This is a genomic window from Allobosea thiooxidans, assembly GCF_900168195.1.
Taxonomy (GTDB): domain Bacteria; phylum Pseudomonadota; class Alphaproteobacteria; order Rhizobiales; family Beijerinckiaceae; genus Allobosea; species Allobosea thiooxidans.
Map to the genome: position 1 here is coordinate 116,060 of NZ_FUYX01000004.1, position 24,615 is coordinate 140,674.

At 67.9% G+C, this 24,615-nt stretch carries 21 protein-coding genes; 7 read left to right on the forward strand and 14 right to left on the reverse strand.

The annotated features are described in order from the left end of the window. Positions 1-3: 3 nt before the first annotated feature. The 3 genes from rsmD (at position 4) to B5Y19_RS08810 (ending at position 1,767) form a co-directional block, all read left to right on the forward strand. Positions 4-564: a 16S rRNA (guanine(966)-N(2))-methyltransferase RsmD gene (gene rsmD, locus B5Y19_RS08795; protein ID WP_055727666.1), complete on the forward strand. Its 561-nt coding sequence runs from the start codon at positions 4-6 to the stop codon at positions 562-564. Positions 565-1,123: 559 nt separating this feature from the next. Beyond that, entirely contained in the window at positions 1,124-1,396 is a 273-nt protein-coding gene (locus tag B5Y19_RS08805) for a hypothetical protein (RefSeq protein ID WP_055727664.1), read from the forward strand. Continuing rightward, positions 1,393-1,767: a DUF2019 domain-containing protein gene (locus B5Y19_RS08810; RefSeq protein WP_055727663.1), complete on the forward strand. Its 375-nt coding sequence runs from the start codon at positions 1,393-1,395 to the stop codon at positions 1,765-1,767. Before B5Y19_RS08805 ends, B5Y19_RS08810 begins: the two co-directional genes overlap by 4 nt. A gap of 3 nt (positions 1,768-1,770) precedes the next feature. Here B5Y19_RS08810 and mutL read toward each other — a convergent pair whose 3' ends face one another. The 9 genes from mutL to B5Y19_RS08855 all read right to left on the reverse strand — a co-directional run bounded on the left by mutL (position 1,771) and on the right by B5Y19_RS08855 (position 13,844). After that, positions 1,771-3,576, reverse strand: a complete 1,806-nt coding sequence (gene mutL / locus B5Y19_RS08815) for a DNA mismatch repair endonuclease MutL (RefSeq protein WP_055727662.1) — start codon at positions 3,574-3,576, stop codon at positions 1,771-1,773. A 158-nt stretch (positions 3,577-3,734) separates the two neighbouring features. Further along, positions 3,735-5,060 (reverse strand): phosphoglucose isomerase-related protein, encoded by a 1,326-nt coding sequence (locus tag B5Y19_RS08820; protein WP_055727661.1) that lies wholly within the window; start codon positions 5,058-5,060, stop codon positions 3,735-3,737. 36 nt (positions 5,061-5,096) lie between these two features. Then, positions 5,097-6,392 carry a M16 family metallopeptidase gene (locus tag B5Y19_RS08825; RefSeq protein WP_055727660.1) on the reverse strand — a complete coding sequence of 432 codons (1,296 nt, stop codon included), beginning with the start codon at positions 6,390-6,392 and terminating at the stop codon, positions 5,097-5,099. A gap of 53 nt (positions 6,393-6,445) precedes the next feature. Then, on the reverse strand, positions 6,446-7,735 hold the full coding sequence (locus tag B5Y19_RS08830) for a M16 family metallopeptidase (RefSeq protein ID WP_244555536.1): 1,290 nt from the start codon (positions 7,733-7,735) through the stop codon (positions 6,446-6,448). A gap of 121 nt (positions 7,736-7,856) precedes the next feature. Then, the gene (locus tag B5Y19_RS08835) at positions 7,857-8,504 is read right to left on the reverse strand and encodes a hypothetical protein (protein ID WP_055727658.1); all 648 of its coding nucleotides are present in this window, start codon (positions 8,502-8,504) and stop codon (positions 7,857-7,859) included. 71 nt (positions 8,505-8,575) lie between these two features. Continuing rightward, positions 8,576-9,061, reverse strand: a complete 486-nt coding sequence (gene lspA / locus B5Y19_RS08840; protein ID WP_055727657.1) for a signal peptidase II — start codon at positions 9,059-9,061, stop codon at positions 8,576-8,578. Then, positions 9,061-12,066, reverse strand: a complete 3,006-nt coding sequence (gene ileS, locus B5Y19_RS08845) for an isoleucine--tRNA ligase (protein WP_079591355.1) — start codon at positions 12,064-12,066, stop codon at positions 9,061-9,063. The genes lspA and ileS overlap by 1 nt, the downstream gene beginning before the upstream one ends. Before the next feature lie 203 nt (positions 12,067-12,269). Further along, entirely contained in the window at positions 12,270-13,256 is a 987-nt protein-coding gene (locus B5Y19_RS08850; RefSeq protein ID WP_055727655.1) for a bifunctional riboflavin kinase/FAD synthetase, read from the reverse strand. A 132-nt stretch (positions 13,257-13,388) separates the two neighbouring features. After that, the gene (locus B5Y19_RS08855; protein ID WP_244555537.1) at positions 13,389-13,844 is read right to left on the reverse strand and encodes a MaoC family dehydratase; all 456 of its coding nucleotides are present in this window, start codon (positions 13,842-13,844) and stop codon (positions 13,389-13,391) included. 248 nt (positions 13,845-14,092) lie between these two features. Between B5Y19_RS08855 and B5Y19_RS08860 the strand changes: the two genes are divergently transcribed. Continuing rightward, positions 14,093-14,479, forward strand: coding sequence for a response regulator (locus B5Y19_RS08860; protein ID WP_055727653.1), 387 nt, complete (start codon positions 14,093-14,095; stop codon positions 14,477-14,479). 70 nt (positions 14,480-14,549) lie between these two features. On the opposite strand, the gene B5Y19_RS08865 is transcribed toward B5Y19_RS08860, so the two are convergent. The 3 genes from B5Y19_RS08865 to B5Y19_RS08875 form a co-directional block, all read right to left on the reverse strand. Beyond that, positions 14,550-15,440, reverse strand: a complete 891-nt coding sequence (locus tag B5Y19_RS08865) for a TIGR01459 family HAD-type hydrolase (protein WP_079591356.1) — start codon at positions 15,438-15,440, stop codon at positions 14,550-14,552. A gap of 190 nt (positions 15,441-15,630) precedes the next feature. Beyond that, positions 15,631-17,118: an EAL domain-containing protein gene (locus B5Y19_RS08870; protein ID WP_139384320.1), complete on the reverse strand. Its 1,488-nt coding sequence runs from the start codon at positions 17,116-17,118 to the stop codon at positions 15,631-15,633. Between the two features lie 165 nt (positions 17,119-17,283). Continuing rightward, complete coding sequence (locus tag B5Y19_RS08875; protein ID WP_079591357.1) at positions 17,284-19,071, reverse strand: tetratricopeptide repeat protein; 1,788 nt, start codon at positions 19,069-19,071, stop codon at positions 17,284-17,286. 176 nt (positions 19,072-19,247) lie between these two features. On the opposite strand from B5Y19_RS08875, the gene aptA reads away from it, so the two are divergent. After that, complete coding sequence (gene aptA / locus B5Y19_RS08880; protein WP_055727650.1) at positions 19,248-20,588, forward strand: omega-aminotransferase AptA; 1,341 nt, start codon at positions 19,248-19,250, stop codon at positions 20,586-20,588. Positions 20,589-20,824: 236 nt separating this feature from the next. After that, positions 20,825-22,030: an ABC transporter substrate-binding protein gene (locus B5Y19_RS08885; protein ID WP_079591358.1), complete on the forward strand. Its 1,206-nt coding sequence runs from the start codon at positions 20,825-20,827 to the stop codon at positions 22,028-22,030. A 6-nt stretch (positions 22,031-22,036) separates the two neighbouring features. On the opposite strand, the gene B5Y19_RS08890 is transcribed toward B5Y19_RS08885, so the two are convergent. Continuing rightward, on the reverse strand, positions 22,037-22,531 hold the full coding sequence (locus B5Y19_RS08890; protein WP_055727648.1) for a peptide deformylase: 495 nt from the start codon (positions 22,529-22,531) through the stop codon (positions 22,037-22,039). A gap of 148 nt (positions 22,532-22,679) precedes the next feature. Continuing rightward, positions 22,680-23,453, reverse strand: coding sequence for an SDR family oxidoreductase (locus B5Y19_RS08895; RefSeq protein ID WP_079591433.1), 774 nt, complete (start codon positions 23,451-23,453; stop codon positions 22,680-22,682). 116 nt (positions 23,454-23,569) lie between these two features. Here B5Y19_RS08895 and B5Y19_RS08900 point away from each other — a divergent pair, with 116 nt between their 5' ends. After that, entirely contained in the window at positions 23,570-24,472 is a 903-nt protein-coding gene (locus B5Y19_RS08900) for a LysR family transcriptional regulator (RefSeq protein ID WP_055727647.1), read from the forward strand. The last annotated feature ends 143 nt before the right edge of the window (positions 24,473-24,615 follow it).

A 24,615-nucleotide genomic window follows, 5' to 3' on the forward strand; every position in this document is an offset into this window, starting at 1 on the left:
GCGATGCGGATCGTTGGCGGACGCCTGGGCGGCCGGCCCCTGGCCGGCCCGAAGCCGGGGATCGGCAGCATCAGGCCGACCTCGGACCGCCTGCGCGAATCCCTGTTCAACGTCCTCGTCCATGCCTATGGCGATGCGATCGAGGGCGCGCGCGTGCTCGACCTCTTCGCCGGCACCGGCGCGTTGGCCTTCGAGGCGCTCTCGCGCGGCGCCGGCTTCGCGCTGCTGGTCGATGACGGCACGGAGGCGCGCGGCGTCATCCGCGAAAACCAGATGGCGCTCGGCCTCGCCGGCTTCAGCCGCATCTTCCGCCGCGACGCGACGAAGCTCGGCCCGATCTCCGGCATGGCCCCCTTCGGCCTCGTCTTCTGCGATCCGCCCTATCGCAAGGGGCTCGGCGAGAAGGCGCTGGTCTCGGCCCGCGCAGGCGGCTGGCTGGAACCGGACGCGCTGATCGTGCTGGAAGAGGCGGCGGACGCCGAGATCAGCCTGCCTGATGGCTTCGAGGAGCTGGAGCGGCGGGCCTATGGCGAGACTCAGGTCATAATTTTGCGGGCTGGATAGACGGCGCGCGCCGCTCGCATCAGCTACGGACTTATCCCGGGCGCCCAATTCGCGCTTCATCTCCGTATCCGTCGCGGAGACCAAGCGCCGGATGCCAATCCTACGATCCATCGAACCTTGCGGGCGCGCCCTGATGGCCCGCCGCCGTGCCGTTGCATGCCAAAGCGCGGGCGAGCGCATGATGCGCGCCCTCGCTCGCCTGCAGGCTCTCGTCGAAAAGGGCGGCTTCAATCCAGACCAGCCGCGCGTGCCCGCAGGTAGCCCGGAGGGCGGACAATGGGCCGGCGGCGAGGGCTCCGGTCAGAGTCGGCAACCCGGGCATCGGCGACAATGGCGGCCCGACGCTCGATCCGAACAAGGACGCGCTCAAAGATAAATCATCGAAGATCCAGGCCGCGAAGGCGCTAGCAAAGACGATCGCGCGTCAGGCTCTGCGGCGAGTTGGTCCGATCGGCGCCGTCATCACAGCGATCGAGGCGGGTCACTGGCTTTATACCGAATGGCCTTTCGATCCGCTCCTATCAGGACGAGCCGAAATCGCTGGCGGAGTTGCAGCAGCATGCGGGCCAACGCCGACCGGGGCTATGACCACCACCATATCGTCGAGCAGGGCGCGGGATTGCGTGAAGGCTTTCCGCTCTCCACCGTCGACGGCGTAGACAACGTGGTCAGTATTCCGCGATACAAACACCATGAGATCACAGGGTGGTACAACAAGCCAAACAAGAGTCTCGGAATGCAGACACCGCGCAATTATCTCCGCGGCGGAGACTGGTCCGAGCACGCACAATTCCGCCATCAGGTGCTGCGTGATTTCGGAGCGCTCAAATGAAGCGCGGAAAGAAACTCGGATCCCTTTCAAACGCTGAAATCGTAGCAGAATTCGAGCATCTCTGCATCGAGCAGTACGACGCCATGGAGCGCAATGAGAACAATCGGGCCAATCGATTACTCTGGAAGGTCAACGATCTGGAAAATGAACTCAAATCCCGTCTCGGCGATCAGAGACATGTTCTCAAGAAGCTGTTTGGTCATCCAAACATGCAGGTTCGCCTGAGCGCAGCACAAGCCAATCTCCGGGTCGACTACATCGCAGCTCGACAGGGACTCCAGGCCATCGTCGATTCAAAGTGGTACCCGCAAGCGGCGGAGGCCAGCTTCATCCTGAGGAACATAGACTCCGGCTTCTACCGACCCACCTAAGCTTCACCGCCGCCCGAACAACCGCTCGATATCGCTGAGCTTCAATTCGACATAGGTCGGGCGGCCATGGTTGCACTGGCCGGAATTCGGCGTGATCTCCATCTCGCGCAACAATGCATCCATCTCCTCGGGGCGCATGCGGCGGCCGGCGCGGACCGAGTTGTGGCAGGCCATAGTCGCCAGCACATGGTCAAGCCGGCGCTCCAGCGAGCCGGCCGTGCCGTGCTCGGCCAGAGCATCGGCGACATCGCGGACGAGGCGCTGGAGATTGCCGCCGGCGAGCTGGCTCGGCGCCTCGCGCACCAGCACCGCGCCCGGCCCGAAGGCTTCGAGGAGGAGGCCGAGGCTTTCGAGCTCACTACCGGCCGCGATCAGCCGATCGGCATCGACCGGATCGAGCTCGACCACCTCCGGCAGCAGCAGCGGCTGGCGGGCGATGCCGTTGCGGGCGCGCTCAGCCTTGAGTCGCTCATAGACCAGCCGCTCATGGGCCGCGTGCTGGTCGACGATGACGACACCCTCGCGGGTCTGGGCGACGATATAGGTCTCGTGGACCTGTGCCCGAGCGGCACCGAGCGGCCGGTCGAGCGCCTCCGTGGAAGGTTCGGCGAGATGCGCGCGGGCGTCCGCCGAAGGCGCGGCGAAATCCGAGAAGCCGGGCTGCTGCGTGCTCGCAGAGACCGGGGCCGGCGCGTTCCAGGAAGGCGCCTGCGGGAAGCTCGGGCGCGGGATCGCGTTGCCGCCGCCGCCCATGCTCAACACGGCGCGGAAGGCGTCGAGCGTGCGGGCGCCGCCCGTGGTGGTGGCGCGGTGGCCGGCGGCGGCGAGCGCCGCCTTCAGGCCGGAGACGACGAGGCCGCGCACCAGCGCCGGATCGCGGAAGCGCACTTCGCTCTTGGCCGGATGGACGTTGACGTCGACCGAGCGCGGATCGCAGCCGATATCGAGGAAGAGCATCGGATGGCGGTCGGAGGGGAGGACGTCGGCATAGGCGCCGCGCACGGCCGAGAGCAGCAACTTGTCGCGCACCGGCCGGCCGTTGACGGAGAGATGCACGCCGGCCGAGGTGCCGCGATGATAGGTCGGCAGCCCGGCGAAACCGTCGATGCGGAAACCCTCGCGCTCGGCGTCGATCTTCAGCGCGTTCTCGGGGAAATCGCGGCCGAGCGCCCGGCCGAGGCGGCGCAGCAGCCCCTCCTCCCCGATCGGCTCCGCCGGCCAGTCGAAGGCACCGGCATGCTCGCCTTCGAGCGAGAAGCGGATATCCGGATGGGCGATGGCGAGGCGCCGCAGCGTCTCGGAGACGGCCTGGGCCTCGGCCCGGTCGCTCTTCAGGAATTTGAGCCGCGCCGGGGTGAAGATGAAGAGGTCGCTGACCTCGATACGCGTGCCGGGCGCGGCGGCGACGGGGCGGACGACGCCCTTCTCTCCGGCCTCGACGACGAGCCCCGAGCCCTGCGGCGCGTCGTGCCGGCGCGTCGCGATCGAAAGCCTCGCGACCGAGCCGATCGAGGGCAGCGCCTCGCCGCGGAACCCGAGCGTGCCGATGGCGAAGAGGTCGCCATCCGGCAGCTTCGAGGTGGCGTGGCGCTCGACGGCGAGGGCGAGGTCTTCGGGCGTCATGCCGGCGCCGTCGTCGACGACGCGGATCAGTTCGCGCCCGCCCGCAGCGATGGTGACGCCGATGGCGCGGGCACCGGCGTCGATCGCATTCTCGACCAGCTCCTTCACGGCCGCGGCCGGCCGCTCGATCACCTCGCCGGCGGCGATGCGGTCGACCAGGATGGGATCGAGGCGGCGGACGGTCATGGCGCTCTGGTGGTCATAGGACGATAAAGCTCGTCATTCTCGGGCGGAGCGAAGCGCAGACCCGAGAATCTCTTGCCGAAAGAGACTCCCGAGCCTTCGTGTCATGAGATGCTCGGGTCAAGCCCGAGCATGACGCGCCTCTACCGGAAAACCGCGGCTCAAGCCCGCCCTTCGGCAAGATAGCTCTTGGCGAGGAGCTTCGCCTCCTCCACGGCCGGCTGGTCGAAGGGATCCACGCCCATGGCGTAGCCAGTCAGGATCGTCTCCAGCATGAAATGCATCAGCATCTCGCCATGGCTGGTCTCGTCGATATGCTCGACATGGAAGCGACGGACCGCGCAGCCGTTTCTGGCGAAGGTGTCGATCATGGCGATACCCTGCGCCGCGACCATGTCGCCGATGGTCTTGCCGGCGAAATCGGCCTGACCGATCTTTTCCGCGAGACCGGCGTCGATCTGCGGGCCCTTGCCCTTCACACCGGTCGTCACGACGGTGAAGAACTTGTCCTTCGGCCCCGCGAGATAGAGCTGCTGCTGCGAGTGCTGGTCGACGGGGCCGAGCGCGCCGACAGGCTGCGTGCCCTGGCCGTCCTTGCCGAGGCTCTCGGCCCAGAGCTGCATCCACCAACGGGTGAGCAGAGCGAGCTTGTCGGCATAGGGCATCAGCACGGCGATGTTCTTGCCCGATCGCATGGCGGCGAGATGCAGCGCGGCGCCGACCGCCGACGGCGTCTCACGGACGCCCTTGCCGGCAAAGAGCGGCGCCACCGCCCGGCCGGCGCCGAGCCTGAGCGCCTCGATGTCGAGGCCGAGGACGGCGGCCGGCAGCAGGCCGCAATTGGTCAGCACCGAATAGCGGCCGCCGACATCGGTGTGATGCTCGAGGAAGGGCGTGCCGAAGGGCTCGAGCAGCGCGCGCAGCGCATGCAGCTTGCCGGGTTTCGCCGGCTCGGAAAGGCCCTGGAAATGCGCGCCGATCTGCTGATCGGTCAGATGCGCGCCGCGCAGCGCCTCGATCGCCGCGATCGATTGCAGCAGCGTCTCGCCGGTGCCGCCCGATTTCGAGATCGCGACGAATTTCGTCGTCTTGAGCGGCAGCCTGGCGAGCAGCGCCGCATAGGTGGCCGGATCGAGATTGTCGATGAAGTGGACGCGCGGCCCCGAGGCGAACTGGGACAGGCCGGCGATGCCGTAGCCGGTGAGCTGCGCCAGCGTCTGGCCGCCAAGGCTGGAGCCGCCGGTGCCGAGCACCAGCACATCGGTGGCGCCGCCGGATTTGAGCCGCTCGGCCGCCGCCTTCACGGGCGCCAGATCGGCGGTGTCGCTCGGCAGTTTCAGCAGCGGCAGGGAGCCGTCCCTGGCCTGGCCCTGCAGCTTCGCCAGCGCGGGACCGAGATCGGCGAGCGCCTTCTCGAAGGCCGCGTCGGGGATGCCCCCTTTTCCGACCTTGGATTCGAGCGCGAGATCGAAGCTTTGCTGGAGCATGAACCCTATCCGTAGCGACAGAAGAAGAAGGCTATTTCAGACCAGCCCGGCCGGCTTGCCAACCGCCTGGACGAGCAGGTCCGGGTTGCCGAAGAGGCGCTCCGCCGCACTCTTGACATCGGCCAGCGTCACGGCCGCGAAGAGCTCGTTGCGGCGGGCGAGATAGTCGGGCGTGTAGCCGCGCAAGGCGAGGTGCAGCAATTCGCCGGCGATCTTCGGCGAGGTGTCGAAGCGCAGCGGATAGGAGCCGACGATATAGCGCTTGGCCTCCTCGACCTCGTGCTCGGTGGGTCCCTCGGCGGCGAGCTTCGCCATCTCCTCGCGGATCACCTGCATCGCGAGCGCGGCGCGGTCGTTGCGGGTCGCGGTGCCGCCGACCAGCATGGCGCTCTCGCGCAGCGGCATCAGGCTGGACGAGACGCCATAGGCGAGGCCGCGCTTCTCGCGCACCTCCATGAACAGCCGCGAGGTGAAGGCCGAGCCGCCGAGGATGTGGTTGAGCACGCTCGCCGGGATGAAGCCGGGATCGTGCCACATCAGGCCGGGGCCGACGAAGCGCAGCACGGTCTGCGGCACGTCGAGATCGATGACATGGGTCTGGCCGAGCCCCTGGATCGGCAGCGGCTGCACGGGGCGCGGACGCTCCTGCCCCTTCGGCAGCCCGCCGAAGACCAGATCGAGGCGCCCGGCGAGCTCGGCCGCGGTGATGTCGCCGACCACGACGACCTTCAGCCCGGCGCGGTCGAGCAGCGTCGGCGTCAGCGCCTTCAGCGCCGAGGCCTCGAGCTTCGAAACGCTGTCGACGTCGCCCTTCTCGGGCCGGCCATAGGGGTGTCCGGGGAAGGCCGCGGCATAAAGCGCGTTGCGGCACATCACCTCGGGGTTCTTCGCCTGGCGCTGCAGGCCGGCGATGATCTGGGCGCGGACGCGGGCGACGGCGTCTTCATCGAAACGCGGCCGGTTGAGCGCCAGGGCCAGCAGCTCGAAGGCCGTGTCGCGATGGCTCGACAGGGTCTGCAGCTGGCCGTGGAAATCGTCGCGGCGGGCATCGAAGCCGAGGCTGATGGCGTGATCGGCCATGCGCCCCTGGAAAGCCTCGGCGTCGAGATCGCCGGCGCCCTCGTCGAGCAGGCCCGAGACCAGATAGGCGCTGCCGGCGCCGTTCTCGGGATCGCGGCTGGTGCCGCCGTCGAAGGCGAAATCGACGGCGATCAGCGGCAGGCTGTGCTCCTCGACCAGCCAGGCCTCGACGCCGCCCGGGGAGCGGACGGTCTGGACGTTGATGGCGGGGCCCGCCGTGTTGAGCTTGGGTGTCGGAATCGGCGCGTTCATGTCGCTTCCTGTCGGCGGGGCATGACACCCGCCCGTTCGGTGAGACGGCAGGGTCAGGCGGGCAGCAGCAAGCCGGTGACGCTGCGATCAGGCTTCAGATAGCGGCGCGCCGCCTCGACCACCGCATCGCGGCCGACCGCCTCGATGCGCTGCGGCCAGGCCAGCACGTCCTCGACGGTCTCGCCGACCGCGAGCGCCGAGCCGAAGATGCGCGCGAGCGAGGACTGGCTGTCGCGGGCGAAGATCGTCTCCGCCACCAGCCGGGTACGGGCCCGCGCCAGTTCGATCTCTGTGGGTCCCTCGGCGAGGAAAGTGGCGAGAGCCGCATCGAGCCCGGCCTCCATCGCCGCCATCTCGACGCCCGGGCGCGGGCTGGCCGAAAGCTGGAAGGCGGCGCGGTCGACCATCGAGCCCATGAAATAGGCGTTGGCGCCGGCGGCCAGCTCGTCCTCGACGCAGAGCCTGCGGTAGAGCCGCGAAGTCGTGCCGCCACCGAGGATCTCCGCCACCAGCTCGAGGGCGAAGACCTCTTCGCGCTCGCCGGCGGTGTAGGTCGGGGTCAGCCAGCCGCGGCGCAGCGAAGGCTGCTGGACGCGCGGGTCGTTTAGCTGCACGCGGCGCGACGCGCGGGGCTCGGGCTCGATCGGGCGGCTGCGGACGGGCGCCGCGCCGCGGGCCGCGATCTTGCCGTAGCTCTCCTCCGCGAGGGCGCGCACTTCGGCGGCATTGGTGTCGCCTGCGACGACGAGGATAGCGTTCTCCGGCGTGTAGAAGCGCTGGTAATAGGCGAAGGCGTCATCCCGGCTCAGGCGCTCGATCTCGTGTTCCCAGCCGATGATCGGGGTGCCGTAGGGATGGTGGAAGAACAGCGAGGCGGAGAATTCCTCGCCCAGCTGGGCGGCGGGGTCGGCATCGACGCGCATGCGCCGCTCCTCCAGCACCACGTCGCGCTCGGGGGCGACCACGCTCTCGTCGAAGGAGAGGCCGGTCATCCGGTCGGCCTCGTAGTCCATCATCGCGCGCAGATGCTCCTTCGGCACGCGCTGGAAATAGGCGGTGTAGTCGAAGGAGGTGAAGGCGTTCTCCTGGCCGCCGAAGCCGGCCACGATCTTGGAGAATTCGCCCGCCGGCCAGCGCTCGGTGCCCTTGAACATCAGATGCTCGAGGAAATGCGCGATGCCCGACTTGCCGGCCGGATCGTCGGCCGAGCCGTTCCGATACCAGACCATGTGCGTGACGACCGGCGCCCTGGGGTCCCTGACGACGACGACGTCGAGGCCGTTGGCGAGCCGGAAGGTTTCGACGGGCTCCGCCAGACCCTGCTGGCGCGCATGGATGTTCACCGGACACCGCCTCCGTGAGCGACGAAAAAGGGGCGAGCGCGACGCGCCCGCCCCGGATAACAACTTGGTCAGGCCCGGTCGGTTCGGCAAGGGCCGCGAGGCCCGGCCGAGCCGGCGGCGGTCAGCGCTGCATCACCGGGCCCTGCCCGGTCACGAATTCGCGCTGGCCGAGAGCCTGCTTGTCCTCCACCGGTCCGCTGGCGCCCGGACCGACCGACGCCGTCGCGGCGGGACGGCGATAGCCGACCGGCGGCTCGGTCAGCATGCGGCGCGGCGGCTCGCTGCCATAGGCGAGCGCCTCGGCGTCGACCTGGTTCTGCCGCGCGGCGAGCTCGCGGCCGAGGCGGATCGGCTGGATCTGGTTGTTGTAGTTGGTCTGTTCCTCGGTGCCGTTGTGCCCGCTCGCGGCGGCGCGCGTGGTCCGGCCGCGGCGGACTTCCTGGGCCGACATCATCGGATTGTTGCGCACGCCGAGCGCCGGCACGTAAGGCGCCGGGTTGGCCTCGTCCTTGCGACGCTGGACGTCGGGATCGTTGGGCCAGGCGGCGTTGCGGGCACTGGCGGGCTCCTGCGGCGGCGGCAGCGTCGAGTTCGGCGGAACCACCAGAGGCGCGCGGGCGCGATAGTCGATGTCGGCCCCGTCGCCCTTGCCGAACACGCCCTGCATCAGGTTGTAGAACAGCATGCCGTCCTGAGCCGAGGCGGGCTGCGCAGCGAGCACGAGACCGCCGGCGAGCAGCAGATGCGTCACGCGAATGCGTCGCGCCATATCAAATCTCCCTTTGGACGATCTTACGACCGCCTCAAACATAGCCGAGCGGCGAAAGGATGGCAGAACCGTCATTCGGCTGTCTTTTCCCCAGCCGGCCGGAAGGACTCATACAGGAGCCCGACCACGCCGACAACGATCGCGACATCGGCGATGTTGAAGATGTACCAGCTGAAGTTGCCCCAGTGGAAATGCACGAAATCGACGACGGCGCCGTAGAAGGCCCGGTCGAGCCCGTTGCCGAGCGCGCCGCCGATGATCAGCGCAAGGCTCAGCACCGTCAACCTGTCGTGGCTGCGCCACATCCAGCGCCAGAGCCAGATCGCCGCCACGAAGGAGATGATCACCAGGAACCAGCGGCCGAGATCGGTGCCCTGCTGGAACAGCCCGTAGGAGATGCCCCGGTTCCAGGCGAGCACGATCGTCAGGAAGGGGGCGAGATCGAAGGGGCCGTTCTCGGCGAGACCGACGCCATAGAGCAGCCAGCACTTCAGGGCCTGATCGGCCAGGAAGACGATCAGGACCGTGGCGAGGCCGAGGCGTCGGGCCGGGTTCATCAGGCGCGCACCCCGAGTTCCTTCAGGGCCCTGGCGTCGCGCGGCGTCACCTGCGGATAGGCCGGATCGGCCGTGGCGGCGTCGAAATACTTCCAGGAGCGGGCGCATTTGATGCCGGCGGCGCGATGCGGAACCACCGCGACGCCCGGCACCTCGGCGAGACGGAAGGCGTCGGCCGGCCCCTCCCCGTTCTCGACGCGGATGCCGGAGGTGATGCTGATCTCGGCGAGATCGGCACCCGACAGGGCGGCGTAGAGATCGCTATCGGAGACGAAGACCTGCGGGGCGGCCTCCAGCGAGGAACCGATGCGCTTGGCCGCGCGCTCCAGTTCGAGCGCGCCGGTGACGACGCGGCGCACGCGGCGGATCTTGGCCCAGCGCTCGGCCAGCTCCGGATCGAGCCAGCTCTCGGGCGCCTCGGCGAAGCGCTCGAGATGCACCGAGCCTTCGCCCACCTTCTCGGCCGGATAACGCTCGAGCCAGGCTTCCTCGGCAGTGAAGACCAGGATCGGCGCGAGCCAGGTCGTCAGGCAGCGGAAGAGATGGTCGACCACCGTCAGCGCGCTCTTGCGGACATGGCTGGAGAGCGGATCGCAATAGAGCGCGTCCTTGCGCACATCGAAATAGAAGGCCGAAAGCTCGGTGTTCATGAACTGCGAGAGCAGGAACACGACCTTCTTGTAGTCGTAGGTGCGATAGGCTTCCTCAACCTGCGGGCCGAGCTCGGCGAGCCGGTGCAGCATCAGCCGTTCCAGCTCCGGCATGGTCTGCGGGCTGGCGACACGGATCTCCTCGCTGAAATGTGCGAGCGTGCCGAGCATCCAGCGCATGGTGTTGCGCAGCTTGCGATAGGTCTCGACGAAGGTCTTGAGGATCTCCTTGCCGATGCGCAGATCGTCGGAATAATCCGCCGCCGCCACCCAGAGGCGCAGGATGTCGGCACCGGAATCCTTGATGACGTCCTGCGGGGCGGTGACGTTGCCCTTCGACTTCGACATCTTCTCGCCCTTCTCGTCCAGGCAGAAGCCATGGGTGAGGACGATGTCGTAGGGCGCGCGGCCGCGCGTGCCGCAGCTTTCCAGCAGGCTCGAATGGAACCAGCCGCGATGCTGGTCGGAGCCTTCGAGATACATCACCTTGTCGCTTCCGCCATCGACGACGCGGCGGGTCGCGAGATCCGGACGCTTCTCCAGCGTGAAGGCATGGGTCGAACCGGAGTCGAACCAGACGTCGAGCACGTCGGTGACGCGCTCGTACAGCGCCGGATCATAGCCATAGGGCTTGAGGAAGCGGGCGCCGTCCGTATCGGTGAACCAAGCGTCGGCGCCCTCGGCCTCGAAGGCCTCGGCGATCGCGGCGTTCACGGCGGGATCGACCAGGATCGCCTTCGTCTCCTTCTCGACGAAGACGGTGATCGGCACGCCCCAGGCGCGCTGGCGCGAGACGACCCAGTCCGGCCGGTTGGCGATCATGCCGGTGATGCGGTTCTCGCCGGCGGCGGGAACCCACTCGGTCTCCTTGATCGCCTTCAGCGCGCGGTTGCGCAGCGTATCGGTGTTGCCGCCGGCCACCGGCTTCGGATCGGCCGCATCGGGCGCGCCGGCCTCGCCGATCGGCTTATCCATGGCGATGAACCATTGCGGCGTGTTGCGGAAGATGACCGGCTTCTTCGAGCGCCACGAATGCGGATACTGGTGCTTCAGGCGGCCGCGCGCGATGATGTTGCCGGCCTCGACCAGCGCCTTGATGACGACGTCGTTGGCGTTGCCTTTCTCGCCCTTGTCGGTGATGACCTGCGCACCCTCGAAGCCCGGCGCCTCCTTGGTGAAGCGACCATCGGCGTCGACGGTGTAGGGGATGCGGGTCTCGATGCCGCGCTCGGCCAGCATGCGGCCATTCGCCATCCAGATGTCGAAGTCCTCGCGGCCATGGCCCGGCGCGGTGTGGACGAAGCCGGTACCCGCATCGTCGGTGACGTGATCGCCGTCGAGAAGCGGTACGACGAAATCGTAGCCCTGGCCGCGCAGCGGATGGGCGGCAGCCAGACCGGCGAGTTGATCGGCCTCAACGTCGGCGACCAGCTCGAAAGCCTCGACCTTGGCGGCCTTGAAGACGCTCTCGGCGAGATTCTTGGCGAGGATGTAGGTCGCGCCGACCTTGGCCCAGTTGTTCTCGGGCGCGGCCGTGACCTTGTAGAGGCCATAGGCGATCTTGTGGTGATAGGAGATCGCGCGGTTGCCCGGGATGGTCCAGGGCGTGGTCGTCCAGATGACGACGGACGCACCCGCAAGCGGCCCCGGCGCAGCCAGGACCGGGAACGCGACATAGACCGTGTCGCTGGTGTGCTCCTCGTACTCGACCTCGGCCTCGGCCAGCGCGGTCTTCTCGACCACCGACCACATCACCGGCTTGGAGCCGCGATAGAGCTGGCCGGTCTCGGCGAACTTCATGATCTCGCGGGCGATCTGCGCCTCGGCCGGATAGGCCATGGTCAGGTAGGGATTGGCCCAGTCGCCCTCGACGCCGAGGCGCTTGAACTCCTCGCGCTGGACATCGACCCAGTGCTCGGCGAAGGCGCGGCATTCCTTGCGGAATTCGACGACCGGCACATCGTCCTTGTTCAGCCCCTTGGCGCGGTACTGCTCTTCGATCTTCCACTCGATCGGCAGGCCGTGGCAGTCCCAGCCCGGCACGTAGTTGGAATCGTAGCCCAGCATCTGCTGCGAGCGCGTGACGAGGTCCTTCAGCACCTTGTTCAGCGCATGGCCGATGTGGATGTTGCCGTTGGCGTAGGGAGGGCCGTCATGCAGGACGAAGCGGTCCCGCCCCTGCCCGGCCTCGCGCAGCTTGCGGTAGAGTTCGATCTTCGCCCAGCGAGCGAGCAGCTCGGGCTCGCGCTGCGGCAACCCGGCCCGCATCGGGAACTCGGTCTGGGGCAGGAAAAGCGTCTGCGAATAATCGACGCCGTCGGCGGCGGCAGCGGCAGTCTTCGTCTTGTCGGTCATGTTCCGGCTCGGACAATCGGGACGGCGGGCTCTGTCAGGCCCCGGCGCATCCGCATTTGAAACGGGAAAAGCGGTCTTCAACCCGGACTGCGCAAGCGCCCGCGCGGTTCAGCGCGAGGCGGCAGCCGGGCCCGTAATTCGCCGGGAAAGATCGATCAGCATGGCGCGTTCTGCGGGCATGAGGGGCTTCTAGCAGGCGCGGCTTACGGAAGGAAGGGCGGCGTTCCCGCCAGGATGTCGCGCGCGCGGGCGCTGTCGGCGTCCATCTGTGCGATCAGGGCCTCGAGCGTGTCGAACTTCGCCTCGCCGCGCAGCCAGCCGACGAAGGCGACATCGACGCGCTTGCCGTAGAGATCGCCGTCGAAATCGAAGACGAAGGTCTCCAGCCGCGGCGCCCCGTCATCGAAGGTCGGGCGGCGGCCGAAGCTCGCGACGCCGTCATGCCAGGCGCCGTCGATCCGCATCCGCACGGCGTAGATGCCGTGGCGCAGCCGGCAGTCGCGTGCGAGCTGCATGTTTGCCGTGGGATAGCCGAGCTCGCGGCCGCGCTTGTCGCCATGGGCGACGAGGCCGCGGACGAACCAGGGCCGCCCGAGGAAATCCGCGGCGCGGGCGACGTCGCCCTCCTCCAGCGCGGTACGGATCAGCGTCGAGGACACCGCCTCGCCCTGCCAGGCGAAGGGTGGCACCACCCGGAGTGGAACGCCGGCCGCCAGGCAATGGGCCTGCAGCATCTCGGGCGAGCCGGTGCGGCCTTTGCCGAAGTGGAAGTCGTAGCCGCAGACCAGACCCGCCGCGCCGAGCCTGCCGAAAAGCAGATCGTCGACGAAGCGCTCGGCGGGAATCGCCGCGATGTCGCGGTCGAAGGGCAGGACGAAGACCTGGCCCAGGCCGGCCTCGGCCAGCAATTCGAGCTTGAGCTGCGGCGGCGTCAGCCGGAAGACCGGCTCCTCCGGCCGGAAGACGCTGCGCGGATGCGGCTCGAAGGTGAAGGCGGCCGGCCGCGTGCCGAGATCGCGCGCCATGACGCCCGCCGCGCGGGCGAGCTCGGCATGGCCGCGATGGACGCCGTCGAAATTGCCCAGCGCCAGCACCGCGCCGCGCCAGTCGGCGGGAAACGGCTTGTCGAGGTCGAGGACCACCGCTGCCGGCTCGGGGCGCGAGGACGGCGCATCGGACTGGAATGACATCGATAAAGAACGTCCGTCTGCCCGAGGAAGCCGGGCGATGGGCCGTGTTTGCGGCGAAGGCGGCCGGGGCGTCAAGGGCGCAGGTGCGCCTCGGGCGCGGAAGAGACCAGCCCGAAACGCCCCCAGGGGGCCTCAAGATTTCGGCTTCGGCGGCATCGCCACCCAGGCCTCGCCCTCCATCACCGCCTTGCCATCGACCAGGCATTCGCAGAACAGGCGAACCCGCCGGCGTTCGCCGACGAGCTCGACCACCTCGACGCGCGCGGTGACGACATCGCCGATCTTGACGGGCGCGAGGAAGGTCAGCGTCTGCGACAGATAGACGGCCCCCGGACCGGGCAGCCGCGTGCCGAGCAGCGCCGAGACAAGGCTCGCGGTCAGCATGCCATGGGCGATGCGCTGGCCGAACTTGGTGCCGGCCGCGTAATGGTCGCAGAGATGGATCGGATTGGCATCGCCCGAGAGCTCCGCGAAGAGCGCGACGTCGCGCTCCATGACGGTGCGCATCAGGCTTTCGCTCTGGCCGAGCGTCAGATCCTCGAAGGCGTGGACGGTGTAGAGCGTGCCGGGCATCGGCTGAACTGTCATGGTCTTTCGTGCGGCCTGAAGACCACAGCCCTCCTGTCATCGATCCGATTCATCATCTCGCAACTGCGATATGATCGCAATTGGACTTTGGTGCGGCGCGTCATCGTGCCCTTGCGTCAGTTCGCTATCGGATTAACCGGTTCGCAACGCGCCAAGGCTATCACCGGAGACACGTGGAGGCCGCCCCGCACAGGCGGCATGGCAGCGGGATGTCCCGGCGCCGCAACCGCACTGCCTGGAGCATCGCAATGGCTCTCGATCCGTCCATGCCGATCCTGGTGGTCGACGACTACCAGACGATGATCCGCATCATCCGCAACCTGCTGAAGCAGCTCGGCTTCGAGAATGTCGACGACGCCTCGGACGGCACGGCCGCGATCGCCAAGATGCGCGACAAGAAATACGGCCTCGTCATCTCCGATTGGAACATGGAGCCGATGAGCGGCTTCGAGCTGCTGCAGAAGGTGCGCGAGGAAACCGCCCTGTCGGAAACGCCCTTCATCATCGTCACGGCCGAATCGAAGACCGAGAACGTCATCGCCGCCAAGAAGGCCGGCGTCAGCAACTACATCGTCAAGCCGTTCAACGCGCAGACCCTGAAGACCAAGATCGAATCGGTCTGCGCCGCCGCCTGAGGCATCGGATCGAAAAGTGGAATCCACTTTCCGGGTGCATCCGATGCGCTGACAAAAGGCCAGATCGCCCTCACCAAACCAGGTGCGGCATGGCATAGGCCGGGCGATGCGTCTGCCGGCCGAACCAACCGTGGCGCTCTTCCCAGGAGGCCTCCATCAGATCCTGGGCATGGATGCCGGCGAGCACCATGATGCCCGCCGCCCCGAAGCCCTCCGCGCCGGCGATATCCGTCCGGATCGCATCGCCGACCGCGCAGATCCGGTCGACGGCGATCGGCGCGCCCCGCTTCTCCTCGGCAACCGCCAGCGCGGCCTCGTAGATCGGCCGGTGCGGCTTGCCGGCATAGATCACCTGCCCGCCGATCTCCTCATAGGCGAGCGCGACCGAGCCGGCACAGGGAATGATGCGCCCGCCACGCTCGACGACGAGATCGGGATTGGCGCAGATCAGCGGCAGCCCGCGTGCTGCGAAGCCGGCGAGCAGCTCGGCATAGGTCGCCGCCGTGTCCTTCTCGTCGTCGAAGAGCCCGGTGCAGAGCACATAGGCCGCCGCCTCCGGCCCGGTCTCGCGCACGTCGAGCCCGGCGATCAGCGGCAGGTCGCGATCGGGACCGAGCCGGAACATCGGCTCGCCGGCGCGCGCCCTGATCAGCGACCGGCAGACATCGCCCGAGGTGACGATTCCGTCCCAGGCCTCGCGCGGCACGCTAAAGCCGTCGAGCTGACCGATGATGACTTCGCTGGGGCGCGGCGCATTGGTGACGAGAATGACGCTGATCCCGTGTTGGCGCATGCGCATCAGCGCGGCCACGGCCTCGCGATAGGCGGCGACCCCGTTATGGACCACGCCCCAGACATCGCAGAGGCAGAGGTCGAAGCGGTCGGCGGCTTCGGAGAAGCCCGCAAGCGGAAGGGTGGAAGCGATCCCCGATGACGGCACTGTCTCGATCTCCGGCTGCATGCGCGATGGCGTCTGGCGCCTCGTTCCGGCTGGTCTATAGCATCGAACCGAAAAGTGGAATCCACTTCTCGGAAAAATCCGATGCGAAAACAACTACATAGATCACTTTTTCCGCATCCGGAAGGATGCGCGGCGATCTGGACGGGATTCGCCGGGAGCGGAACCGGGTGTCGCGGCGGAGAGGGCCGCGTCAGGCGCTGGCGCGCCGCAGGACGGCCCGGAACGGCAGGCGCTCGGGCCGCTCGGCCGGAGCCGGCTGCGCCGCCCGGACGGCAGCGGCATGGGCCGCAAGGGAGGAGACGACCTCGCGGGCCGGGCGTGGTTCCTCTGCAGGTCGCGCAGGCACCTCGGCGACAGGGCGCGCGGGCTCCGGCTCGGCGAAGACCTCGGGCTTGACCGGGCGCGGCGGCGAGAAAGCCTGCCCCTGCCCCATGGTGACGCCGAGCTCGATCATGTCGGCGGCCAGCGGATTGTCCTCGACGCCCTCGGCCACGAGGACGATCGAGACGCGCGTCAGCATCGCCACCAGATCGCCTGCCGCGATATCGCTCGGAACCCGACCCTCGGCATGGGCCTGGAGCAGCACGGCCGGCGCCTTGATGTAGCGCACGCCACGATCGAACAGCGCGCGCGCATCGAAACGCAGATCGGTGAGGTGATCGAGCGCGAAGCGGACGCCATTGGCCGACATCGCGCCGAGCAGGCCGAGGCTGGTCGGGTCGAGCGCCCGGAAGACCGCCTGCGGCATCTCGATGACGAGATGGGCGGCGTGGTCGCGGTACTTGTCGAGGATGCGGGTCAGCGCCGCCAGCGCCCGCGATGAGCCCCAGGTGGCAGCGCTGAAATTGCAGGAGACGAAGATGTCGCCTTCCTTCGAGCCGAGATGCCGTGCGATCGCGAGCGCCCGCGTCAGGACGAGCGCGTCGAGCGTCGGCCCGAAGCCACGCGCCTCGACCGTCTCCATGAATTCATGGGGCAGAAGCAGCGTGTTCTCGTCGAGCCGCAGCCGCGCCAGCGCTTCATAGCCGCGCGTGCGGCGCTGCGGCAGCGAGACGACCGGCTGCAGATGCACCTCCAGGCGCCCCTCGCTCAAGGCGGTGCTGATCAGCGCAGCGCGCTCTGCCTCCGCCTCTTCCTGCGCGCGCTTTGCGGCCGCGGCGCGCTCGGCGGCGAGTTGCTCCGCACGGGCCCGGCGGATGGCCTCCGGATCGAGAACCACCTCGGGCACCGCGGTCGCCACGACCGGCGCGGCAGCGGCCGGCTCCGGCAGGCGCGCCAGGACGGTTTCGTGGTCGGCGAGCGTCATCGCGACCTGATGGATGAGGTCGCCGAGCAGCCCGACTTCGGCCGTCAGCTCGTGGATCGCGGCACGGGCCGGCGCGGCATCGACATCGCGCATCGGCATCTGCTCGACCCGCTGCGACAGCGCGTCGAGCCGGATCGCTCCGGTCGCGAGCCGGACTTTCACCTCGCCGAGGCCGGCCAATGCCTGCTCGTGGCGGGCGAGCGCGCGCCGCTCGAAGGCGCGCATCGTCGCGACCAGGCCTGCGCCGGAGGCCAGCAGGCCGATCGCCGTGCCGAGAGCGCCCGGCAGCAGAATCGCCACCACGGCACCGGCCGACAGGCCGCTGACCGCGCCGGCGAGAGGAGGCAGGGCTTTCAGGCGCACAGGTGCCACGGCGGCGTTCGCGCTCGGAAGGTTGATCGGAAAACGGGGGATACGAATCACAACGCTGCGTCGCAGAGTACCCCTCCGCACAGCGTTAAGCGAGCGGCTGCGACGGCATCCCCTCCGTCGCAGGCCAGCAACAGACCGGCCCGGCCGCGCCGCTCCCGTCGAGCTCTAGCGCCGCTCGATGGCGAGCGCCGCCAGCAGCCTGTCGGCAACCGCGGGCGCGAAGCCCTTGCGGGCGAGGTAGGCGCGCGGATCGGTGCCGAAGAGTGGCGCCTTTTCGGCGAGCGTCGCGACGGCAGCCATCTCTCGCGCGCGATCGCCCTCCGAGATGGCGGCAAGGGCCTGTGCCAGCAGCCCGAAGGGGCTGGTATCGGTCGCGAGAGCCGCGAGATAGGTTTCGGGGACCTTTGCGCCGGTCAGGTAGGCCCCGAGAAAGGCGTAGAAATCATAGCGCGCCGGACGGCCGACGCTCAGTGCGATCGCGCGCTCGAGCAGCGGCAGCCCGTCCTCCGCCCGGCCGATGCGGACATAGAGCGATCCCAGTTCCGACATGATCTCCGGATCGTAGGGATTGCGCGCCAGCGCCTGCCGCCCCTTCTGCAGCGCCTCCTCGGATGCTCCGCGCAGGAGCAGGACCTTCATCATCGCCTGATAGGCGCGCGCGCCGGAGGGCGCGAGACGAGTCGCGGTCATGGCCGCTGCCAAGGCACGATCGAGCGGGGGCTTTCCTCCGGCCTCCGTTGCCTGCGCGCCAAGCTTCTCGATACCGGAACTGTGCTCGCCGAGAGACAGGATCGCGAGATGAGCCCAGGCGGGGTAGAACCCCGGATCTTGCTCGACCAGTTGGCCGAGGCAGCTGCGAGCGGCCACGAAATCCTCCGGCAGCATGGTCCGACGCGCATCGAAGGTCTTGAGGATGCAGCGCGCCGCCGGCGAGGACGACGACTGGCGGGCATCGGCATGGATGATGCCGAACGGCTCCGTCAGCCGGGTCGCGAGCCGCCGCGCCATCTCGGAGAGCTGCGCCTCCTGCAACATCTCGATCGAGGGGCGCCCGGACGAGGTCGTCCAGACGATGCGATCGTCGCGGACGGAACGCAGGCGGCCGAGCCCCTCGGCACCGCCATCGACCGTCTGGATGCTCATCTCGAAGACGTAATCGACGTCGTCGGCCGGAGGCGATCCGGGCGCGGGAGCCTTGATCGTCACGAGGTCGTCGAACCGGGCCATGGCATCGACGAGGAGTTCGGAGAAACGGCGCAGCAGATCCGCCCGCTTCGGATCGGCCGGCAGAACCGGGATTGCGATCGCGACCCGGGTGAGCTGGAGCGTGTTGACGGCGGGCGGCGGCGCGGCGGAGGGCGGCAGCGAGACCGTCTCCTCCGACGCCAGCTCCATCGGCGATCCGGCAGGCGCCAGAAGCCACCAGGACAGCGCGAGCAGGCCGAGCGCCAGCGCTGCCAGGGATGCGACGACCCATCGAAGCGCGGCGCGGCGATCGGCGGGGGGTGCCGGAGCGGGGCGAACCGCCGGCGCAGAGGGCGCGGGCGTGCTGGTCCAGGCCGGCGCCGACCTGCCCTCCTCATCCCCGTCGACGAAGGTGAAGACCGGCACATAGCCGCCGACCGGCATCGACAGCTGGAGCGGGTCCGCCTGTCCCTCATTGGCATAATACTGGGTCAGGGCGCGGCGCAGCCGGCCGGCCTCGACGCGCACGATCGGATCGATCTGCGGATTGAAATCCGCCGGCCGGCCGAGCGCCTCAACGGCGATGGTATAGCCCTTGAGTTCGGCTGCCCGGCCCTCGACCGTGCGCTCGACGACGAAGCTCAGGAAGGCGGAGAGCTGCGGCGCGGCGCGGAAGGCATCGGAAGCGAGAACACGGTCGAGCTCCGCGCGAATGCTCGCGGCAGCGCGCTCGTCCGGCCGTCCGACCTCATCGTCGCCTTCTGCCATCGGGGTCCATTCAGTGTGTGCCCCACCGGGGAGATTACGTCATCGGCGACGTAGCGTCACTTGCCATCACAGGTGACCCGCCATCAGCCGGCTGCAGGCATGCCGTGCCATGATGGCGATTTACAGACCGGTTTCCGCTGCTAGGTTCAACGAAGGTTAATCCACAGGGGCCGCCGATGAATTCCGCATCCTCCGCCATCGCCACGCCGAACGATCTCGAAGCCTACTGGATGCCGTTCACGGCCAACCGGTCGTTCAAGAAGAATCCCCGCATGGTCTCCCGAGCCGAGGGGATGTTCTACTACACCCCGGACAACAAGCCGGTGATGGACGGCACGGCCGGCCTGTGGTGCTGCAATGCCGGCCATGCCCGCGAGCCGATCATCCAGGCGATCCAGGCGCAGGCGCGCGACCTCGACTACGCGCCGTCCTTCCAGTACGGCCACCCGAAGGTCTTCGCTGCAGCAGCGCGGATCGCGGCGCTGGCGCCCGGCGATCTCGACCATGTCTTCTTCGCCGGCTCTGGCTCGGAAGCCGCCGACTCGGCACTGAAGATCGCCCTCGCCTACTGGAACGTCTCCGGCAAGGCCGCCAAGACCCGCCTGATCGGCCGCGAGCGCGGCTATCACGGCGTCGGCTTCGGCGGCATCTCGGTCGGCGGCATGTCGAACAACCGCAAGTTCTTCGGCTCGCTGCTCACCGGCGTCGACCATCTCGCTCATACCTATGACCGCGAGAAGCAGGCCTTCAGCAAGGGCGAGCCGGACTACGGCGCGCATTTCGCCGATGACCTCGAGCGCATCGTCGCGCTGCACGACGCCTCGACCATCGCCGCCGTGATCGTCGAGCCGATGGCGGGCTCGACCGGCGCGCTGCCGCCGCCGAAAGGCTATCTCAAGCGCCTGCGCGAGATCTGCGACAAGCACGGCATCCTGCTGATCTTCGACGAGGTCATCACGGGCTTCGGACGGCTGGGCTTCGCCTTCGCCGCCGAGCGCTACGGCGTCGTCCCCGACATGATCACCTTCGCCAAGGGCGTGACCTCGGGCACCGTGCCGATGGGCGGCGTGATCGTGCGCAAGCATATCTACGACGCCTTCATGGGCGGCCCGGACAACGTCATCGAGCTGTTCCACGGCTATACCTATTCGGGCCATCCGCTGGCGGCTGCGGCAGCGCTCGCCTCGCTCGACATCTATCGCGAGGAAGGGCTGTTCGAGCGGGCGCGCGCGATGGAAGGCGCCTGGGCCGATGCGGTGATGAGCCTGAAGGACGAGCCGAACGTCGTCGACATCCGCACGCTCGGCCTGGTCGGCGCCGTCGACCTTGCCCCGCGCGCGGAAGGCGCCGGCAAGCGCGGCTACGAGTTCATCGAGCGCGCCTTCCACGAGGAAGGGCTGATGATCCGTACCGCCGCCGACACCATCGCCTTCTCGCCGCCGCTGATCATCAGCGAGTCCCAGGTCGAGGAGCTGATCGGCAAGCTGCGGCGGACGATCCGGGCGGTCGCGAACTAAGACCGTGCGTTCGCCTTAGCGGACAAAACCCATCATTCCGGGAGAGCTTCGCGCTTTCCCGGAATTTTTTGTTTCCTGAACAGAGAAATTCCTTCCTCTTTTTGGGCATTCAGCAGAAGGAAGCGGCTGAAACGCTGCTCCCTTTCGGGTTTTGGTTCTTTATTCAGAACGTATCCTTGACCCAGCCGACGACAGCCCCGTACAGCCTGCGCACTTTCGCAGCTTTTCGGATCGCCATGTCGCTTCGCCTCCTCGCCGCCGGTCTCGGCGCCCTGCTCGTCCCAGCCCTGCTCGGCCCGACCCTCGCCCAGTCCACCAAGCCGCTGCGGATCGGCGTGCTCAACGACATGGCCGGCATCTATGCCGACATGGCCGGCCCCGGCTCGGTGATCGCGGCGCAGATGGCGGTCGAGGATTTCGGCGGCTCGGTGCTCGGCCGCAAGATCGAGATCCTGGCCGGCGACCACCAGAACAAGCCGGATATCGGCTCGGCGCTGGTCAATCGCTGGATCGACGAGGACGGTGTCGATGTGATCGCCGACATCCCGACCTCCTCGGTCCTGCTCGGCATCCAGGAAATCGGCCGCCGCAAGAACAAGCTTGTCCTGGCCTCGACCGGCGGCTCCTCCGACTTCACCGGCAAGTTCTGCGCCCCGACCGGCATCCACTGGACCTACGACACTTATGCGCTGGCGGTCGGCACCGGCCTGCCCCTCGCCAAGGAGGGGCCGTGGTACTTCATCACCGCGGATTACGCCTTCGGCCATGCGCTGGAGCGCGACACTTCGGAGGCCGTGAAGAAGGCGGGCGGCAAGATCGTCGGCAGCGTCAAGCACCCGCAGGGAACCGCTGATTTCTCGTCCTACCTGCTGCAGGCGCAGAGCTCCGGCGCCAGGATGATCGGCATCGCCAGCTCGGGCGCGGACCAGATCACCACCATCAAGCAGGCGACCGAGTTCGGCCTGCCGCAGTCCGGCGTCAAGCTCGCCGGCCTCTATCTCCACATCACCGACATCCACGCTATCGGCCTCAAGGACGCGCAGGGGCTGATCCTGACGCAGGCGTTCTACTGGGATCTGAACAACGAAACCCGCGCCTGGTCGAAGCGCTTCTTCGAGCGCCACAAGGCGATGCCGACCATGGGCCAGGCCGGCACCTACTCCGCGATCACGCATTATCTGAAGGCCGTTCAGGCCGTCGGCAGCGCGGAGACGGACAAGGTCGCGGCCCAGATGAAGGCGACCCCGGTCAACGACTTCTTCGCCAAGAACGGCGTCATCCGCGAGGATGGCCGCATGGTGCACGATCTCTATGTGCTGGAGGTGAAGAAGCCCGAGGAGTCGAAATATCCCTGGGACTACCTCAAGCTGATCCGCACCATTCCGGGCGACCAGGCCTTCCGCCCGCTCAGCGAGGGCGAGTGCCCGCTCGTCAAGCAGTGAGCCCGCTCAGGCCCGCCGCAGCTTGTTGTAGCGGGCGATCACCCTGTCGCGCTTGAGGCGCGACAGGCGGTCGATCCAGAAGGTGCCGTCGAGCTGGTCGATCTCGTGCTGATGGCAGACGGCGAGCAGGCCTTCCGCCTCCTCGATCCGCTCCGCCCCGTCGAGATCGTGATAGCGCACCCGGACATGGGCATGGCGCTCCAGCTCGTCGGTCACGCCCGGCATCGAGACGCTGCCCTCGATATGGCGGATGGTCTCGCGCGACACGTTGTCCAGCACGGGGTTGACATAGGTCCTGACCTCCCCAGGCGTCAGCTCCAGCACGACCAGGCGCGAGGGGACGCCGACATGCGGCGCCGTGATGCCGATGCCGGGCGCGGCCCGCATCGTGTCGAGCAGATCGCCGGCAAGCTCGCGCAGATCGGCATCGAAGCGCGTGACGGGCGCCGCGGGCAGGCGCAGGCGCGGATCGGGAAAGCTCAGGATCGGGCGTATAGGCATGCGCTGGCTCGGTCTTCCCTTGTGCTGTTCCTGCTACCGAACTTCCAAGGGCATGCCATGCCCTTGCGAAAGCGCGGATGGTCCCGGCCGCAGCGAAACGGGGCGCCAAGATGGCGCCCTGTTTCCACATGGCCTCGGCAACTGCCACTCACTTCGTCGTGTAGCCACCATTCACCAGAATGGTCTGGCCAGTCATCCACCAGCCATCCGTGACGAGGAAGCGAACCCAGGGGACGATGTCCTGGATGTCGGTCAGACCCGTCTTCGAGAAGGGCGAGAGCGCCGCCGCCGTCTTGTGATAGGCGACCGCGTCGGCGCCTTCCGCTGGATAGAAGAACGGCGTGTCCATCGGGCCCGGCCCGATCGCGGTGACCGAGATGCCGCGGGCACCGAATTCCTTGGAGGCAGCGCGGGTATAATGCTCGACCGGCGCCTTGGTGCCGGCATAGCTCGCATAGAACGGCGTGAAGGCCCCGAGCAGCGAAGTCACCAGCGTGCAGACCTTGCCATTGTCGCTGACATGCTTGCCGGCTTCCTTGAGGAAGAAGAACGCCGTCTTCGAGTTGACCGCGCTCATTTCGTCGAACTCGGCCTCGCTGATCTCCACCATCGGCTTCTTCAGCACCTTGCCAACCGTGTTCACGGCAATGTCGATCGCGCCCATTGCCGCCTTCGCATCGGCGAAGAGCTTCTCCATCGCAGCCGCCGAGGTCAGGTCGGCCTGGAAGGCATAAGCTTGCGCGCCGGCGGCCTTGACCGCGGCGACCGTCTGCTCGGCCTCCGCCTTGGTCGCGGCGCTGTTGTAGTGGATGGCGACGGCCTTGGCGCCCTGCGCTGCCAGGTCCTTCGCCAACAGGCCGCCGAGATTCTTGGCACCGCCGGCGATCAGAACCGTCTTTCCCTTGATGCCGTGATCGGCCATCGCATGCTCCTGCGCGTTCATCATCGATCGCCGCAAGATATCGTCATAAAATCCGTTATAAAGCCTCCATCCAGGACATCACTGGTCAGCTATCACGAATAATCTGGAGCGCGGATTTGGACCGTATCGACCTCTTCCGCATCTATGCCCGCGTTGTCGAATGCGAGAGCTTCACCCAAGCGGCCAAGGCACTCGGGTTGCCCCGCTCCTCCGTCTCGGCAGCGGTCGCAGCGCTCGAGCAGCGGATCGGGGCGCGCCTCCTGCACCGCACGACGCGGCGCGTCTCGGCGACGCCGGACGGCACGGCCTTCTACGAGCATTGCGCCCGGCTCGTCGCCGATGTCGAGGAAACCGAGGCGTTGTTCCGCCACAGCGCCGCGAGCCCCGCCGGCCGGCTCAGGATCGACGTGCCGGGGCGGATCGGCCGACTGATCGTCGCGCCGGCACTGCCGGATTTCTTCACCCGCTACCCCGAAATCGAGATCGATCTCAGCGTGACTGACAAGGCGGCGAACCTGATCGAGGACGGGATCGATTGCGTGCTGCGCGTCGGGCCCCTGAGCGATTCGGGGCTGATCGCCCGCCCGGTCGGCGAGCTGCCGCTGATCAATGTCGCAAGCCCCGGCTATCTCGCGGCGCACGGCACCCCCACGCATCCCGGCGAACTCGACGGGCATTTGGCCGTCAACTACGCCTCGCCGACGACGGGGCGGATCGAGCCCTGGGAATGGCTGGAGAATGACATGCTGCAATTGCGCGCCCTGCCCGGGCGCGTCACGGCGAACAGCGCGGAGGCCTATATCGCCTGCTGCCTCGCCGGGCTCGGGCTGATCCAGATCCCGGCCTATGACGTGGCCGAGCATCTCGCCGCCGGCGAACTCGTCGAGGTGATGCCCCGGCACCGGGCAGCGCCGATGCCGATGACGCTGCTCTATCCCCACCGCCGGCACCTGTCGCGCCGGCTGCAGGTCTTTGCGGACTGGCTCGTGGCGCTGCTGCGCAGACGGCTGGCGAACTGAGCGCCCGCGGGCCATCTCCTCGGTCCTCATCCTGAGGAGCCATCCCCGAGGGAATGGCGTCTCGAAGGATGTTTCAGGAGGCTTCGGAGACATCTGGTGCCTCCTTCGAGACGCCGCTGACGCGGCTCCTCGGGATGAGGGCT

Excerpts from the sequence above, each read along its gene's own strand:
- B5Y19_RS08810 (WP_055727663.1), top strand. The coding sequence starts at position 1,393 with ATGAAGCGCGGAAAGAAACTCGGATCCCTTTCAAACGCTGAAATCGTA.
- B5Y19_RS08825 (WP_055727660.1), bottom strand. The coding sequence starts at position 6,392 with ATGAACGCGCCGATTCCGACACCCAAGCTCAACACGGCGGGCCCCGCC.
- B5Y19_RS08805 (WP_055727664.1), top strand. The coding sequence starts at position 1,124 with ATGCGGGCCAACGCCGACCGGGGCTATGACCACCACCATATCGTCGAG.
- lspA (WP_055727657.1), bottom strand. The coding sequence starts at position 9,061 with ATGAACCCGGCCCGACGCCTCGGCCTCGCCACGGTCCTGATCGTCTTC.
- B5Y19_RS08890 (WP_055727648.1), bottom strand. The coding sequence starts at position 22,531 with ATGCCTATACGCCCGATCCTGAGCTTTCCCGATCCGCGCCTGCGCCTG.
- B5Y19_RS08865 (WP_079591356.1), bottom strand. The coding sequence starts at position 15,440 with ATGCAGCCGGAGATCGAGACAGTGCCGTCATCGGGGATCGCTTCCACC.
- aptA (WP_055727650.1), top strand. The coding sequence starts at position 19,248 with ATGAATTCCGCATCCTCCGCCATCGCCACGCCGAACGATCTCGAAGCC.
- B5Y19_RS08860 (WP_055727653.1), top strand. The coding sequence starts at position 14,093 with ATGGCTCTCGATCCGTCCATGCCGATCCTGGTGGTCGACGACTACCAG.
- B5Y19_RS08875 (WP_079591357.1), bottom strand. The coding sequence starts at position 19,071 with ATGGCAGAAGGCGACGATGAGGTCGGACGGCCGGACGAGCGCGCTGCC.
- B5Y19_RS08895 (WP_079591433.1), bottom strand. The coding sequence starts at position 23,453 with ATGGCCGATCACGGCATCAAGGGAAAGACGGTTCTGATCGCCGGCGGT.
- B5Y19_RS08820 (WP_055727661.1), bottom strand. The coding sequence starts at position 5,060 with ATGCTCCAGCAAAGCTTCGATCTCGCGCTCGAATCCAAGGTCGGAAAA.
- B5Y19_RS08835 (WP_055727658.1), bottom strand. The coding sequence starts at position 8,504 with ATGGCGCGACGCATTCGCGTGACGCATCTGCTGCTCGCCGGCGGTCTC.
- rsmD (WP_055727666.1), top strand. The coding sequence starts at position 4 with ATGCGGATCGTTGGCGGACGCCTGGGCGGCCGGCCCCTGGCCGGCCCG.
- ileS (WP_079591355.1), bottom strand. The coding sequence starts at position 12,066 with ATGACCGACAAGACGAAGACTGCCGCTGCCGCCGCCGACGGCGTCGAT.
- mutL (WP_055727662.1), bottom strand. The coding sequence starts at position 3,576 with ATGACCGTCCGCCGCCTCGATCCCATCCTGGTCGACCGCATCGCCGCC.
- B5Y19_RS08885 (WP_079591358.1), top strand. The coding sequence starts at position 20,825 with ATGTCGCTTCGCCTCCTCGCCGCCGGTCTCGGCGCCCTGCTCGTCCCA.
- B5Y19_RS08850 (WP_055727655.1), bottom strand. The coding sequence starts at position 13,256 with ATGTCATTCCAGTCCGATGCGCCGTCCTCGCGCCCCGAGCCGGCAGCG.
- B5Y19_RS08855 (WP_244555537.1), bottom strand. The coding sequence starts at position 13,844 with ATGACAGTTCAGCCGATGCCCGGCACGCTCTACACCGTCCACGCCTTC.